Genomic DNA, 15,714 nt, shown 5'->3' on the forward strand with positions numbered 1-15,714 from the left:
TCTATCAATGATATTTCTCCTGTCCTCTTTACATTTAACGTATATCGATATATTTTATTAATATCCGTTTTTTATAGGAGGAAATAGTTTGATTAACGCCATTGGTCTCGTATTTATCCTTACAAATAAGCACGAGAAAAAGAAGAAAGTATATCTGAATGAAAAATTTGCATTAATAGACATTATTGATTCTAAGGAAGTATTTGATGCTGAAGGTAACTCACTAGTAGAACTAACATGTAAATACAGTATATATTTAGATGAAAAATACTACTGTAAATCACTTGATGATTATACTGGACAAGTATTTCCGTTCTTAAGCGCTAAAATAGGAAAAGGACTTCTTAGAAATTTAAATTACTACTTTTCTTATGTTGATGCCTATGATAAAAAACCACCCGTTAAAGAAATTAGACCACTTATGAAACAAGTAACGAACAGATAGTGAAAATCACTCAAAAAAGAAAACATCTAATTTCAGATGTTTTCTTTTTTGAATCCAGAACTAGTTACCTTTCATCCTCTTCTAAATATATGTATCCAAGCATACTTTAAATTAAAAACATTGGAGGATTAAACTGAATGAAATACTCAGAAACAATTGTAAGTAAACGGCTTCGAACACTTAAAATATGTAGTATGTTTATCATGCTAGTTTTAATCGCATGGGTTGGATATACAAAATTACTTTATGAAAACGGATTTCTTCAAGAAAAGAAAAATTCAGTTGAAGTAATGAATACTAGTATTACAGGAGAAATTGAACAGAATTCCCATGTAAACTTACAAGGTTATCGTAAAACAGACCTTGATACTATTATAGATGCAAGTAGGACTGATCCGAGCGAACTATCCTTAATTGAGATTATCAATACATCTTGTTCACGAGATTGCATAGGTGAACCATTGACATATGTGAACGCAAATAATGGATATATTTTTTATAAGGAGTCTACTGGAACTCATGTAGCTATAAAGATTAAAAAACAAGATAAATGGAAAATTGTAAAAAAATCGGTTGAAGATGGAATATAACCTTATAAAATGAAAGAGTACTTAACGTACTCTTTTTATTATTAATACCCTTCATGTTTACAATGACATTTCGGTTTCTCTTTACAATTACATTTTTCACAATCGCACTTCGGTTTCTCTTTACAATGACATTCGTTACACTCCCTGCATTTACATCTACATCTTCCAAACATTAAATCGTCCCAAAATGAACGCCTACAATTACAATGATTCCCCATGAATATGCATCCTCCTAAATAGAATTCATCATATTCTATGGTTAAGAGTAGAAAAAGGTTTGTTTGCTAGTCTATATTCTAGTTTTATAAGTATAGTTATAAATGTTATACTTCTCTGTTAGTCCTTCCAAATCTCTTTAAAGTAAATACTACAAAGAAAAAACCCCAATATTTAGGCTTTAAATTCATACGTGTTTTCTTTTTTCACACACAATATATATAAACTGAAAGGCTCAAACTAAAAGTTGGCTATAACTCTCTCCCTTCCCCCACAGCCCCTTTTAACCTCTGCAACATATACCCAATTCCTTTACATCCTTCTAACGGATACGTAATGATTTCTTCTAGATACAATTGTGTCACTACTTTTTTATGCTTCTTCCCTGCAAGTAAGACGATTTCATCAAACTGAAGCAAGTCTTTTTCAATCATCTGTTGTTTTAATTGTTCAATACTAATAATCTCATCGCTCTTTGAATCAAAGGCAAGATCATAGTTTTCTAGTACAATATCATTTGGTTTTAAAAATCCATGCTTCGCCGATAATATAACCCAATTCTCGAAAAACATAGTTGCGTACGCCTGACATGCTTTTCCGAATGGGCTAATATATACATCTTTTGCCTCCATCGGTCCGTAATCACGATACTTATCCCAAATTTTCTTCTTTCCGCATGGAATTATGCATAACCTTTTCATCGTTTTTTCTTACCTCATTTCTAACTTTTTAAATATAAAAATATAGAACCCTCTACTTCTTCATACGCAGCTTCTATTTCTCCAACCCCAAAAACGTTCCAACCATTATTTGTTTCTTTCGGTTTTTCGTTCATTATGATATGAACTTGTGTCATATTTTTAAAATCTTCTTCGAAAGATGCTAAAACAGGCTGATTTATCATATATGTTTTATTATGTATATTTACACTTAAAAAGGTTTTATGTAATGCTTTATTTCCGTTTAAAATTACATTCATTGGATTAAACGAATTTAATTTTATATCTCCTACAATATACAAATGATACCCTTCTTTATCATAAAATTGCTTAATATCCTTGTCTCTTTCGTTTTGAACAAAATGAAGGATTTGCTTCGTTTCTTTACTTATTGTCATTTCAATATTTAAACTCAAATCCACATTTATATTTTGTTTTAAAAAAGTATATAACGATTTATCACTATTAAAGAAGCTCGGTTTCCATTCAGGGAGGATTTCATCTAATAATAAACATAAAAGCATTCCTGAGCTATAGCAGCTCTTTCTAATATTATAATTAGCATCATATGCATCTAAAATAAGCCCGCTATATTTTCGTAATGTTTCGCTTTTAACATTTTTACATACTGCAATACAAGCATTCATTTCAACATACCAAGCAGGCCCTTCTATACTTTCAACCATATACTCATATGTTATAAACTCTTCTCCCATAAATCTAGCTCTTTGCTCTCTTAATTCAATAAATTGCTTAATATAATTATTTTTCTCAGCTTGTGACTTGCAATGAACCGCATCATATAAACAAATTCGTTCTTTATTTCGCAATTGTATATTTTCTTCTATTATAGGATATTGAAATCCTAGAGATTCATTTGGAAATCTACTTTCTTTATTCAAATATTGATAGCAATGAAAAAGTTCATGCACCACAATCGCAAGTAAACTTGCATAATCTTTATATCTATTCATATTTACGATGGCAGTTGGATAATCTTTGAATAGAATACAAGTATCACCTTTAAATTGTTCCTCCCACTTTAAAACTCTATACTCATCATTATCTTTCAAAAATAGAGGATGATGAAATACATACACATGTTCATCATCATATAATGCAAATGCAGCCCTCTTAAAACCAGTCCATAGCCCATTTAATAAATCCATATTTACATCTTTCTTTATTCGGTTTAGTATATTGTTCATTATATATAACACCCCTATATCATTCTACATACACCTATTCTATTCCACTTAAAAACAACCCTTTTATTTACATAATTATTAGAAAAACATATATTTTATCTCAAACTATAATGTATTATACAAATATGCATGTGATGATTTTATGAAAAGGAGGTGAACAAATGAAAAATATAACCCCTGCACTAGTACTTTATATTATTGTTTGCATAATCGCTATGATTGCTCCATCATCCCAAGGCTATAATCATATTGGCTGGAAATTGTTTGTTGGGCAAGCGTATGCTATACCTATTTTCCTCATTGCGGCTATTATTACATTTTATATAAACAAGAAAAAATCTACGAACAAACAGTTATAAGGATAGCAAATGCTATCCTTATTTTAATTCATTAATCAAATCCAAAATAACACTTGCAGTACTTTCTATCCTTTCTTCCGAAAAATCAAACGTGACACCTGTTTTTTCATATATTTCTTGTATAGATAAATTCCAATCTGCACTCGCACCTTCTTTAGAGAAAGCAATCGCTTTTTCTGTGTCTTCCCGGTAAATTTGAAACAATTGCATTGCTCCTATTTGTGCAATTGCATATTCAATTTTATAAAAAGGAAACTGAACATAGTGAAATGACTCTATCCAACTTGCACCGATTTCATCCTCTAATCCTGCAATGTCGACTGTTGAATATTGATATCTTTTGCATAGTTCGGCGTATTTCTTATCACGTTCTTCTGGTGTATGGTTTGGATTCGCATAGATCCAGTGCTGGAATACATCTCCTGCAACTGACGATATTAATAAAGATAAGTTACGATATAATTGTACTCGTTGCACTTCTTTATATTCATCCTCTTGCTTATAAAAAACATTCAGCTTATCCATTACTAGTAACTCAAGACTGAGGGAATAAAGTTCAGCCACCTCTTCACGAAGATACCTTTCCTGCATGCTACTATCATTGTTAAATTGTTTATAAAAATGAAATGCATGACCCAATTCATGTATTAGTGCATTAATTGCATAAAATGAAGGACTAAAATTAGAATACACAAAAACCTCTTTACTATGAGGTAAGGTAAAACAGGCAGCTCCCGGTGCTTTATTGTTACGTCCTTCTACGTCAATGAATCCCGCTTTCCTTATATGAATAAATTTCTCATAAAAATATAAATCTGTCTTTCGAAATATTTCTTCCACACCATTTAATAAATCAATCACATTTTGGAATGGGACTTTTGGTAAATTACATGGAGAAAGATCCCAAGGACGATACGTTTTTACACCGAGATTCTTTTTAGAAATACTTCCCAACTTTTTCCAAATTGGTACAACATACTTTTCTATAGATTCATGGAGCTTATAGCAATCATCAATACTGTAATCTCTGTTTTTTTGTTTAAAAGCATATTCACTATAATTATTAAACCCTGCATTTAAAGCTATCTCATTCCGCAATTGTATAAGTTCATTCATAATACGATCCACTTCTGGTTTCACTACACTCCTTGCTTCGCATAAAGCATACCAAGGTTTTTCGCGTATAGCTCTATTGGAGTTATCTAACTTTGCTTTAACGTATGCATACGTCTTCTGCTCACCTTCCCAATTAATTGTTATGTTAGACATTATTTCTCTATACTTCGTAATAAGCTCTTGCTCTTTAACGGAAAGAGAAATGTTTTTTTCATTAAACATTTTACTCTTCACCAATCTTACTTTTTTCATAAATCCATATTTCTGCTCATCTAAAAAATTAGAAAACGGACAATCTATAAATTTCTGGTCAAACTTTGCATTGTATCTTTTTAAAAGTGGTTGAATTGTATTTTGGTTATATATATGTAAATCACGTATATTACTATTGTTTGTATCTCTATACATGGAAATTAAACTATTTGTTATCTCCTCTTCTATTTCAGCATTTACACGTAGTTCCTCCAAAAGCCAACTCTCTAATTCTGAAACAGAAGTAATATTTCGCTCTAATAGTGACTGTAATTTACTCTCCAAATCATTAAACATACACAATCCTCCTTTTAAAATTCTAATTTTCTGTTTTTTAGAGATATAAAAAGACAAGTAGCCAATCCGACTACTTGTCCTTGCTGTTTATCTGTACTCAATAGAATTAAGCTTGGAATGCTTCTGTTAATACTGGTACGATTTGTTTTTTACGAGATACAACACCTTTTAATGTAGCAGTGTTGCTTACTAGAGATACTTTGTATGCTTTCTCAACAACGTTTGCTGCTTTACCGATCGCAAGACCGACAGAATCGTTAGTTAAGATATCAGTTACAACGAATAAGAATAGATCTAACCCTTTTTCTTCTACTACTGCAGAGATAACTTTTTCAAGTTCCGCTTGGTGTACAAGAACGTCGTTTGTATCAACAGCGTTTACTTGTGCGATTTCAACTTTCGCATTACCCATTTGGAATTCTTTAGCGTCAAGAGAGATTAATTGCTCCATTGTTTTTCCGCTTAAGTCAGCACCAGCTTTTAACATTTCTAAGCCGTAGCTATCAGCATCTACACCAGCGATTTCCGCTAATTCACGAGCTGCTGCTACGTCTTGCTCTGTGCAAGTTGGAGATTTGAATAGTAAAGAATCTGAAATGATTGCAGATAACATTAAACCTGCAACTTCTTTACGAATTGTAACGCCGTTTTCTTTGTACATTTTGTTTAAGATTGTAGCTGTACAACCAACTGGCTCACAACGGTAGTAAATAGGATCGCTTGTTTCAAAGTTAGCAATACGGTGATGGTCAATAACTTCTAACACACGAACAGATTCGATATCGTTAGCACTTTGTTGACGTTCGTTATGATCAACTAAAATAACGTTGTCCACTTCGCTTGCAACTGTCTCAACAAAACGCGGTCCTTCTACTTTAAAATAGTCTAACGCAAATTGAGTTTCACCGCTGATTTCGCCTAAACGTACAGGCTCAGCATTCATTCCTAATTCTTTTTTCAATTCTGCATAAGCAATTGCAGAACAAATTGCATCTGTATCTGGGTTTTTATGCCCGAAAACTAGTACTTTTTCCATGTTTTCCACCTCTTCATGAAAAGGATATCTTAAAGAAGCAAATATGACAATATTTAAAGCCCATTTTTTTATAAATAATTGCACTTTCTTCTATATTTTTCATCGTTTTTCATAAAAAAGATCATCTAAAATGAATTAGATGATCGAAATGTATATTTTATTTAAAATAATGTAGGAACTTGCACTACATGATTTAGCGCGATATTTGATGCTAAACCATTATTTACAAGGTTTACATCTATAACTTGATAAAATGCATTCCCAGTATCTGCAATTTCCCACACAGCTAAAATAAGGTGATATCCATTTCTATCAGTAGGTACATTTGCTACATGTGCTACGGAAGTTCCAGGTTTAGCTCCTCCATCATTTTTTACATAAAACGGTACTAAATCCAAATCAGATCGTGATAACGGCTTATTTGGATTCCAATCTTTTTTCGTAATATAGTATTTCCATTCTTTCGTACTATGAGGAGCAGTTAATTTCCACTTGAATGTATTCGTTCCGCCGTTTAACGTAACTTTCTTCCACCTATCAACTGTTTGAACGTCTAAAGCAGGGAAATGGCCAGCTCCTGCGATTTGTCCATCAGAAGGTCCTAATTGTGGGAATCCACCTATTCCTTCTACACTTTGCGGCTCATATTGAATCGGACCACAATTTACATTTACCCCTTGTTTACATAAATAAGAACGGCTCGCTGGTGATTCTACGTATCCATGAGCGGAAGCTTTTTCTGAAAAACCGAAAGTTAACAATCCTGTAAGTAATATACCACCACTTAATATAACTTTCTTTACCTTCTGTAAACCTTTCGTTTTCATCTCGTCATCCCCTTTCCCATAATAAAGCGAAAATAACTATAGTTGCCTAGTCATCTTCTCTACATCCATTATAAGTCGAGAGACCATGCAAACATAACCCTCTAAAAACTTTCTCAAATTCAATTCGTACATTAAACAAATTCAAATAACACCGCTAGAGAAATATAGACGGTGTTAAAAATTGGAGTTTATTATTTGGAGCATGATAGCATTGTAATCATCACTTATAAAAATTTATAATAAATAACTGTGGCATCCAAACTACCATTTGGAGATATTGCGTATTCTGGTATTTTTCCAGCTTCTTGATACTCTAATGATTTATACAATCTGTTGGAAGGGTCTCCTTCTCTCGTATCTAGTACTAAAAGAGACCTATTTTCTTGCTTCGCTCGTTCCTCTGCTTTTTGCATAAGTAAACGCCCTATGCCATTACGTCTAAAGCTCGGATGAGTCATTAACTTACAAATCTCGGCTCTATGAATTCCGTTAGGCTTTGTAACTAAATGTAATTGAATACTCCCTGCCAATTCATTATTTATTTTAGCGACATATAATATCACTTCTGGCGCTATAACAGTTTGCCAATACTTTATTGATTCTTTTTGTTCCAGTGGAGGTAAAAAACCAATTGACGCTCCATCATCTACAACCGTTTTCAAAAGGTCAGAAAGCTCTTCCACATCACCTTTTATTTGCTTAATCTCTTCAATTACTAAATTTCGCATTACTAATCCCCCTTTTGTTTCATTGTATCAATTTTAAACGAAGGAACAATGAAATACTAAGATGAAATTATTAGAATCTATAATTGGTAAGAGATATACAAAGTTCTTTCTGATGTAGAGTAATCGATTTATGAAGACATAGAATATTAAAGTGAATACAAATTTAATTTCACATAAAAAACGTTTTAAACATAAAGTTTAAAACGTTTTTTTATTCAATGCTTTTGATTTTTCAGTTCTGTTAAACACTCTTGCACTAAAGTTACTGCTTGACTCATCGCAGCTCCGCCAGCAAATGCTGCTGATACACCACACGCTTCCAGAATTTCTTTATCTGAACACCCTTGATCAAGACAACCTTTTGTATGATAAACAGTACAATATTCATCTTGCGTTGCTAGACTAATTCCTAATGCGATAAGTTGTTTTTCCCTTTTTGTTAAAGAACCCTCTTGAAAACAAGCTTGCGTGAATGCATTATATGTTTCAGCAATTTCAGGAATTTGGTTTGTAAAACTACCGATTCCTTCTTTATAATGATGTAGAACGTCATTTACTGAACTATGATGTTGTTCGTGTTCCATCTTATTATTACCTCCATTCAAATTATCTGTACCTATTGTAGTATGTGATGAAAAGAAGGCAATATACCCCGATAAATAGAATGAAAATTCAGTTTATTATAGCTACAATTTCAGACTATCATCCACTACTGATTGTTCTTTAGAGTTTGTTCTTTCAACCTCTTTACTTCTTTCTTCCCAAAATGCTAATCCTTCAATCCCTACATTTTTAGGGTCAAATACTGGATCTTTCCCTTCTTTTTTCTGCGTTTCATAATCTTTTAACACTTTTAATGCTGTTTTACTTAATAGTAGAATCGCAATTAAGTTTAGCCATGCCATACTACCGATTCCTAAATCTCCAAGATTCCATAAAAGCGACGCTGATTCTACACTACCGATATAAACCATAATTAAAAATCCAAATTTCAAAACTGGCTTTAACCAGCTATATTTAAATTCACGATCTAAATAAGTAAGTGTTGTTTCAGCGATATAATAGTAAGCGAGTAACGTTGTAAATGCGAAGAAGAAGATAGCAATGGAAATAAATATTGGTCCAAATCCTGTCATAACAGTTTCAACTGCTTGTTGTGTATAGATTGGACCTGCATCAACATTCCCTATATTTTTTACAATAGCGCTTTTCCCTTCAGGTATAACATTATACATACCTGTTATTAATATCATAAGAGCTGTCGCTGTACATACAACAATTGTATCGATATAAACGGAAAATGCTTGAACTAACCCTTGTTTTGCTGGGTGAGATACTTCAGCAGCAGCGGAGCTATACGTCGCTTCTCCAACACCAGCAACATTTGAAAATACAGCCCGCTTTACGCCCCATGCGATTGCTGCGCCGACGATTCCGCCAAACATTTCATTTACACCAAAAGCACTAGAGAAAATTAAAGCGAACATACTTGGAATTTCTGTTACATTCGCAATTAATACGATACATGTAACAATTACATAACCAATTGCCATAAATGGAACAAGCATTTGAGAAACACCCGCAATTCTCTTTACGCCACCAAAAATGATCGCTGCTAATAATACGACTAACAATATACCAGTTATATATTTGCTAATCCCATTAGAGTTTTCAAATCCAACTGCGATGCTACTAGATTGAATCCCTGGTAATAAAACGCCATATGAAAGTGTTACAACGATCGCTACAATGACTGCAAACCATTTCATTTTTAAGCCTTTTTCAATGAAATATGGTGTACCGCCGCGGTATTCATTTCCAACTTTACTTTTATACACTTGAGATAATGTTGATTCAACAAATGCACTCGCTGCTCCTAAAAGGGCCATTACCCACATCCAAAATACAGCTCCAGGTCCGCCAAAAGCGATAGCAGTCGCGACCCCGGCGATATTACCTATCCCAACCCTACCTGATAAGGCTAAACAAAATGCTTGAAAAGATGAAATTCCCGTCTCCGAGCTCTTCCCTTCAAATAATAGTTTAATCATCTCTTTAAAATAACGAACTTGTAGAAAACGAGTTGCAATTGTAAAATACACACCTGCTCCTAATGCGAAAATAACTAAACCAATACTCCACACTTGTCCTACTAACCACTCTACTAATTGCTCCATCCAAATCCCCCTTATCATTCTTTAGAAAACTATTTTATATATAAGAAAACGGACAACTATTATTAAAACTTCCAGTTGTCCGTATCTCTATTCATTAACAGTTAGACTCTCTATTACTTTATATTTACCCAAACACTTTTCACTTCTGTATAGTTATCAAGCGCATATGAACCTAACTCACGACCGATACCAGATTGTTTAAACCCACCAAATGGTGCCGCTGCATTTTCTAAGTTATAATCATTAATCCATACTGTTCCTGCCTTTAACTTATTGGCAACTTGATGTCCTGTTTTAATATTTTGTGTCCATACGCCTGCTGCAAGCCCATATGACGAACGATTTGCTCTTTCGATTACTTCATCCGTCGAATCAAAAGGAAGTACAACGACAACTGGACCGAAGATTTCTTCCTTAACTATCGTCATATCGTCAGTAACATCTGTGAATACTGTTGGCTGTACAAAATAACCTTTTTCAAATGCACGTTCACCACCAGCAGCAACAGTAGCACCTTCAGCTTTTCCTTGTTCAATGTAATGTAGCACACGCTCTTGTTGTTTTTTAGATACGAGTGGACCCATTTCCGTTTCCTTCTCCATACCTGCTCCAAGCTTCACGTTATTCGCCATTTTTACTAGTTCATTTACGACTGTTTCGTAATGTTTTCGGTGAACAAACACGCGAGATCCAGCACTACAATTTTGGCCGTGATTATACATAATGCCTTGAAATGCACCGTTAATCGCCTCTTCTAAATCAGCGTCTTCTAAAATGATATTTGGTGATTTACCACCAAGTTCTAATGTTACATGTTTAATTGTTTCTGCAGATTGACGCATAATATATTTTCCAGTAACCGTTGAACCTGTGAAGGCTACTTTATCAATATCATGATGGTTTACGATTGCAGCTCCTGCTTCAGGACCGAAACCTGGCACAAAGTTTACGACACCATTTGGAAAACCTGCTTCTTTAAAAAGCTTCGCTGTATATAATAAAGATAAAGGCGTTTGCTCTGCTGGTTTTAATACGATCGTACAACCTGTTGCTAATGCAGCTCCCATTTTCCAAGAAGACATAACGAGCGGAAAATTCCAAGGAATAATTTGACCTACAACGCCAACAGGTTCATGGCGTGTGTAATTTAAGTAATCTTTTGAAATCGGAATTGTTTGCCCGATAATTTTTGTAGCCCATCCCGCATAATAGCGATAATTTTCTACAGTCGCTGCTATATCATCATCCAGTGCTACTTGATATGGCTTCCCATTATCTAAAGCTTCTAACTGTGCTAATTCTTCTCCATTCTCTTCTATTAAGTCTGCTAATTTATAAATAAGATGTGCTCTTTCAGCGGTAGTCATTTCTGCCCAATGTCCTGATTCAAATGCAGATCGTGCCGCTTTTACTGCGACATCAATATCCTCTTCTTGTGCTTCACATACGACCGCTAAAACATCTTCTGTTGCTGGATTGTATGTTTCAAACGTCTTCCCGCTAATTGAAGGAACAAATTCACCATTAATAAACATTTTAATTTCTTCATTTAAAAACGCTTTCACTTTTGGTTTTAGTTCAATGTTTTTCGTTAACATATATGCTCTCCTCCTTATTTAAACAGCCGCATGAGCTGCAATTTTTGAAATAATCGTTTGAAGTTTTTGATCTTCTTCTTCAGTTAATCCGAGTCTCGGATAACGTGAAGGTCCCCCAGCTTGCCCGTGTAATTCCATTGAGCGTTTCACGATTTGCACATACTTTCCTGATCCTTCAAGAAACTCGCAAAGAGGTAAAATAGCGTCGTTTATTTCCCAAGCTTTTTCTAATTCACCATTATGAAAATGCTCATACATTTTCGTAACAAGTCCCGGTACGATATTTCCTGCTACTGAAACCCATCCCGTTGCACCAACTAAATAAGATTCCATAACTAAATCTTCAGATCCACAGAAGACTTGAAAAGCACCTTCGCCTTGTCTTACTAAATCTCTCGCTTTTCGAATATCTCCGCTAGATTCTTTAATATGTGTAACATTTTCACAGTCTTTTCCAATACGTAGCATGAGTTCTGTACTCATATCAACACCAGATGTAAACGGGTTATTGTACAACATAATTGGTATATTTACAGCGTTTGAGATTTCTTTAAAGTGAAAATAAATTTCCTCTTCTTTCGGTTTACAATAGTACGAGTTAATAATTAATGCACAATCTGCTCCATGCGCTTCTGCATGTTTCGTATATTCAATCGCTTCTTTCGTCGTTTCTGCTGCAGTTCCAACAATAACTGGAATACGACCATCAACTTCTTTTAATACTGTTTCTACCATTTTAAATCGCTCTTCTTTTGATAAACTAACAAACTCTCCTGTACTTCCATTAATAATAATGCCAGCCACTTTTTGCTCAATAAAGTAGTTTACGTTTTGTTTTACACCGTTCCAATTAATCTCTTGAAACTCATCCATCGGTGTGATTAATACTGGAAATGCCCCTTTAATTTTTTTCATATGTATCTCTCCCTCTCATATTTTATTTTAATAAAAATCCTGATGGAAACGGATCTGTAGGATCTAATAGAAACGTCTGCATACCTGTAATAAATCCTCTACTTTCAAAACGGAAAATGTAACCTTTTTCTTCCTTCTTCACTTTTTCAACTGTTATAAAACTATTAAATATACTTTCATTTATAAAAGGTTTATCCACTATATAATCATTTTTAAATAACGCATGAACATAAGACACAATAGTAGAAACAAAACCTGGTGAACGTACGATAAAGTTATCTTCATGAAATGTAATCGACTTTATATGGTTCTTTTCTTTTTGCGTGGAATCTACTAAAATTAGTCTTTTTATTAACGACTGTTTTTGTATAGTTTGAAGTGTAGCTTCTCCCCATTTTTTCAATTCAGAAATGTTTTCAATACGAATTTCTGGCGAATACGTATCCTTTTCTACAACTGCATATACTTTATCTGCCTGAATGAGAGAGTAACTTATATTATCAGCTTGTAAATTTTGCTCAATCACATAACATAGTTTACTTTCAAAAGAAACAGATACAACTTCATCATTCTCTACATACGCATGGACTACAAATATGCCAGATAACGTTTCTATTTTGTATTGATTCGTCTCTCTCTTTTTTAAATACCCGCTTTCTAGTAACATCGTTATTACTGCCACAATGCCTCCATAATGAAGCGGAATGGATCCTTCATGATTAAAAAATAATACAGCTGCATCGACTTCCGTATGAATAGAAGGAACGACAATACATCCATTTAAACCGATAAAACCACGTGGTTCATTTAATAAGAGCTTCATTTCTTCTGCTAATTCACCTGAAAATTGCTCGTTTAATTGTTCCAAACTGGAGTAGTATTTGCATGGTACATCTTTCATTACACGAAATGCTTCACCATTTACATGTACGTCTACTGCCGTATACATTTTTTGAATGTTCATTTTACATCCTCCGTTTCATGTTCCATCGGCGGAATTAGCAAAAAGCCTTCTTTAAGTGGGTCCTTTTCATTGTAAAAAAATCTGTGCATCCCCATAAGCCAAGCTGAACCGGTAATTTTCGTTACGACAGCTTCAATATTTTTTACAAATGTCGTATTTATGACACAGCCTTTAAATAGAGAGCCCACGATACTCTCATGAATAAACTCTTCATCCATTTCGATTTTTTGATTTGCGTATAATACAGCTAACTTCGCTGATGTTCCTGTACCACATGGAGATCGATCAATTCCTCCTGGTGGAACAACAACTGTATTTTTCACATGTGCACTTTCATGAGTAGGGTCTGTATAAAATTCAATGTGCGTTAATCCTCGTATAAACGAATACTCTGGATGAATGATTTCAAATTTCTCATTAATTGTATTTCTTATAAGAACCGCTTTATCGATGATTGTAGATGCGTTTTCTGGTACTAACTCTAACTCTACTGATTTCGCATCGATAATGGCATAAAAATTCCCGCCATATGCAATATCAGCCTCTACAGTTCCAATGTCTTCGACGTCTACAGTAATATTTTTCAGTAAAAAAGCTGGTATGTTACAAAAGGAGACTTCTCTCGCTTTTCCATCTTGAACAGAAATATTTACTTCAACTAAACCAGCTGGCGTATCTAACTTTAAAGAAGTAATCGGTTCAACTACCGAAATTAAACCTGATTCAATTAAAGCTGTACATACACCAATTGTATCGTGACCACACATTGGTAAATATCCACCTGTCTCTATGTAAATAACACCAATATCTGCTTCAGGATGACTTGGATCTGTTAATAGTGCTCCTGACATTACATCATGACCACGCGGTTCATTCATTAACAATTTACGAATCCAGTCATACTCCTTTTTCATATGTAACATCTTCTCTGCCATCGTCTCTCCACTTAACTTAGGCAGTCCACTAATCAACGTTCTCGTTGGATTCCCTCCTGTATGTGTATCAATCGTCGTAAAGACTCTTTGTGACCTCATCCGTTTAACACCCTTTCTGTAAAACGACTCAAACGAAGTGGTTCAATAGGAATGATTGTTTCTTTTTCATTTAATAACTCTTCAATCACTTTCCCAGTAACTGCTGCAAGACTAATGCCATCCCCTTCATGTCCTGCTGCAATAAAGTAGTTCGGGATATGTTCCACACGTGAAATGATCGGCAAATGATCTTCTGTCCACGGGCGTAATCCAGCATATGAACGAATCACCATCATATCCGCCATTTTCGGATAAAAACGAATTGCTCTGTTCGCAATACATTTAATTACCTCGTTATTTATCCTTGTATGAAACCCTACAAACTCTCTACTACTACCAATTAAAAAATTTTGGCTTTCTGTCGGCTCAAATACTAGAGCTACCCCATATTTTTCAGTTAAAGCATCCACTTTTCGTTTTCCACCAAATTTAGAGATTAAATAACCAAATTCCATTACTTTACGACAGCCAACGTGTTCTTGCCTTGAAGCTACAATAATATGCCCTTTTCTCGGCTCAATTGGTATATTCACATCTAACATTTTTCCGATTTTCGGAGCCCACACACCAGCTGCGTTCACCACTTGCTTTGCATTAAACGTCCCATTTGTCGTTTCTACAATAAAGGAACCGTCTATATCTCTTTTCATTTCTTTTACTTCCGTAAGATTAAAAGCTTTCGTACCATATTTCTTCGATTCTGCAAGAAGTGAAAAAGCAAGAAGATATGGATTTACAGTCGAATCCGTTGCGCATTCTAACCCGCCTAATAAATCATCTGCGAAAAATGGTGATTCTTCTCTTATATCTTGCCTATCGAGCATTCGAAACGGTAATCCAGCTTCTTTTTGCCGATTTACCCATTGCTGCGCAGCTTCCATTTCTTCGTCTGACTCACATACGAGAATACTTCCTGGTGCCCTATATTCAAATGAATGCTCTAACTCTTCACTTAAATCAGTTACTAACTTTTGACTTACTAACGACATTTGACTATCAAACCCTGGGTCTTTATCAATAGCCAAAATATTCCCGTCACACCGTGAAGACGTCCCACTGACAAATTCTCCTTTTTCAATGATTGTTACGTCTCTTCCGTATTTTGAAGTGTAATAAGCGATAGAACATCCTATTATTCCACCACCTATAATTAAAACGTCGCAGTGTCTCACAAAATACTCCTCCTTCCCCTAAACCTCTCACTTTCTTTTATGCAATTGACGTGCCAACTCT

The 15,714-nt window shown here is 34.4% G+C and carries 16 protein-coding genes; 3 read left to right on the forward strand and 13 right to left on the reverse strand.

Features of this window, described 5'->3' with window-relative positions:
* The first annotated feature begins 88 nt into the window (after window positions 1-88).
* Together ACYVEC_RS23115 and ACYVEC_RS23120 are read left to right on the forward strand one after the other, a co-directional pair.
* Window positions 89-445: a hypothetical protein gene (locus ACYVEC_RS23115; protein WP_063221461.1), complete on the forward strand. Its 357-nt coding sequence runs from the start codon at window positions 89-91 to the stop codon at window positions 443-445.
* Window positions 446-582: 137 nt separating this feature from the next.
* Window positions 583-1,035 carry a hypothetical protein gene (locus ACYVEC_RS23120; protein WP_063221462.1) on the forward strand — a complete coding sequence of 151 codons (453 nt, stop codon included), beginning with the start codon at window positions 583-585 and terminating at the stop codon, window positions 1,033-1,035.
* 467 nt (window positions 1,036-1,502) lie between these two features.
* On the opposite strand, the gene ACYVEC_RS23125 is transcribed toward ACYVEC_RS23120, so the two are convergent.
* On the reverse strand, window positions 1,503-1,952 hold the full coding sequence (locus ACYVEC_RS23125; protein ID WP_063221463.1) for a DUF6884 domain-containing protein: 450 nt from the start codon (window positions 1,950-1,952) through the stop codon (window positions 1,503-1,505).
* 20 nt (window positions 1,953-1,972) lie between these two features.
* A complete protein-coding gene (locus tag ACYVEC_RS23130; protein ID WP_063221464.1) occupies window positions 1,973-3,178 on the reverse strand; it encodes a hypothetical protein in 1,206 nt (401 codons plus the stop codon).
* Window positions 3,179-3,339: 161 nt separating this feature from the next.
* Between ACYVEC_RS23130 and ACYVEC_RS23135 the strand changes: the two genes are divergently transcribed.
* Complete coding sequence (locus tag ACYVEC_RS23135; protein WP_063221465.1) at window positions 3,340-3,537, forward strand: DUF4017 family protein; 198 nt, start codon at window positions 3,340-3,342, stop codon at window positions 3,535-3,537.
* Window positions 3,538-3,555: 18 nt separating this feature from the next.
* Here the strand turns inward: ACYVEC_RS23135 and ACYVEC_RS23140 are convergent, their stop codons facing one another.
* From ACYVEC_RS23140 to ACYVEC_RS23190, 11 genes are all read right to left on the reverse strand, one after another.
* A complete protein-coding gene (locus ACYVEC_RS23140; RefSeq protein WP_063221466.1) occupies window positions 3,556-5,202 on the reverse strand; it encodes a M3 family oligoendopeptidase in 1,647 nt (548 codons plus the stop codon).
* Between the two features lie 106 nt (window positions 5,203-5,308).
* Entirely contained in the window at window positions 5,309-6,238 is a 930-nt protein-coding gene (gene ppaC / locus ACYVEC_RS23145) for a manganese-dependent inorganic pyrophosphatase (protein WP_460508501.1), read from the reverse strand.
* A 161-nt stretch (window positions 6,239-6,399) separates the two neighbouring features.
* Window positions 6,400-7,065, reverse strand: a complete 666-nt coding sequence (locus ACYVEC_RS23150; RefSeq protein ID WP_063221468.1) for a lytic polysaccharide monooxygenase — start codon at window positions 7,063-7,065, stop codon at window positions 6,400-6,402.
* 224 nt (window positions 7,066-7,289) lie between these two features.
* Window positions 7,290-7,793 (reverse strand): GNAT family N-acetyltransferase, encoded by a 504-nt coding sequence (locus tag ACYVEC_RS23155; protein WP_063221469.1) that lies wholly within the window; start codon window positions 7,791-7,793, stop codon window positions 7,290-7,292.
* Between the two features lie 215 nt (window positions 7,794-8,008).
* The gene (locus tag ACYVEC_RS23160) at window positions 8,009-8,377 is read right to left on the reverse strand and encodes a carboxymuconolactone decarboxylase family protein (RefSeq protein WP_000399706.1); all 369 of its coding nucleotides are present in this window, start codon (window positions 8,375-8,377) and stop codon (window positions 8,009-8,011) included.
* Window positions 8,378-8,479: 102 nt separating this feature from the next.
* The gene (locus tag ACYVEC_RS23165) at window positions 8,480-9,970 is read right to left on the reverse strand and encodes an alanine/glycine:cation symporter family protein (protein ID WP_063221470.1); all 1,491 of its coding nucleotides are present in this window, start codon (window positions 9,968-9,970) and stop codon (window positions 8,480-8,482) included.
* A 113-nt stretch (window positions 9,971-10,083) separates the two neighbouring features.
* Complete coding sequence (locus ACYVEC_RS23170; RefSeq protein WP_063221471.1) at window positions 10,084-11,568, reverse strand: aldehyde dehydrogenase family protein; 1,485 nt, start codon at window positions 11,566-11,568, stop codon at window positions 10,084-10,086.
* Between the two features lie 18 nt (window positions 11,569-11,586).
* Window positions 11,587-12,483, reverse strand: a complete 897-nt coding sequence (gene dapA / locus ACYVEC_RS23175) for a 4-hydroxy-tetrahydrodipicolinate synthase (RefSeq protein ID WP_063221472.1) — start codon at window positions 12,481-12,483, stop codon at window positions 11,587-11,589.
* A gap of 22 nt (window positions 12,484-12,505) precedes the next feature.
* Entirely contained in the window at window positions 12,506-13,447 is a 942-nt protein-coding gene (locus ACYVEC_RS23180; RefSeq protein ID WP_063221473.1) for a proline racemase family protein, read from the reverse strand.
* Complete coding sequence (locus ACYVEC_RS23185) at window positions 13,444-14,481, reverse strand: proline racemase family protein (RefSeq protein WP_336448397.1); 1,038 nt, start codon at window positions 14,479-14,481, stop codon at window positions 13,444-13,446. The genes ACYVEC_RS23180 and ACYVEC_RS23185 overlap by 4 nt, the downstream gene beginning before the upstream one ends.
* Window positions 14,478-15,653, reverse strand: coding sequence for an NAD(P)/FAD-dependent oxidoreductase (locus tag ACYVEC_RS23190; RefSeq protein ID WP_063221475.1), 1,176 nt, complete (start codon window positions 15,651-15,653; stop codon window positions 14,478-14,480). Before ACYVEC_RS23190 ends, ACYVEC_RS23185 begins: the two co-directional genes overlap by 4 nt.
* Window positions 15,654-15,714: the final 61 nt, after the last annotated feature.

Source organism: Bacillus sp. MN7755 (assembly GCF_054771475.1).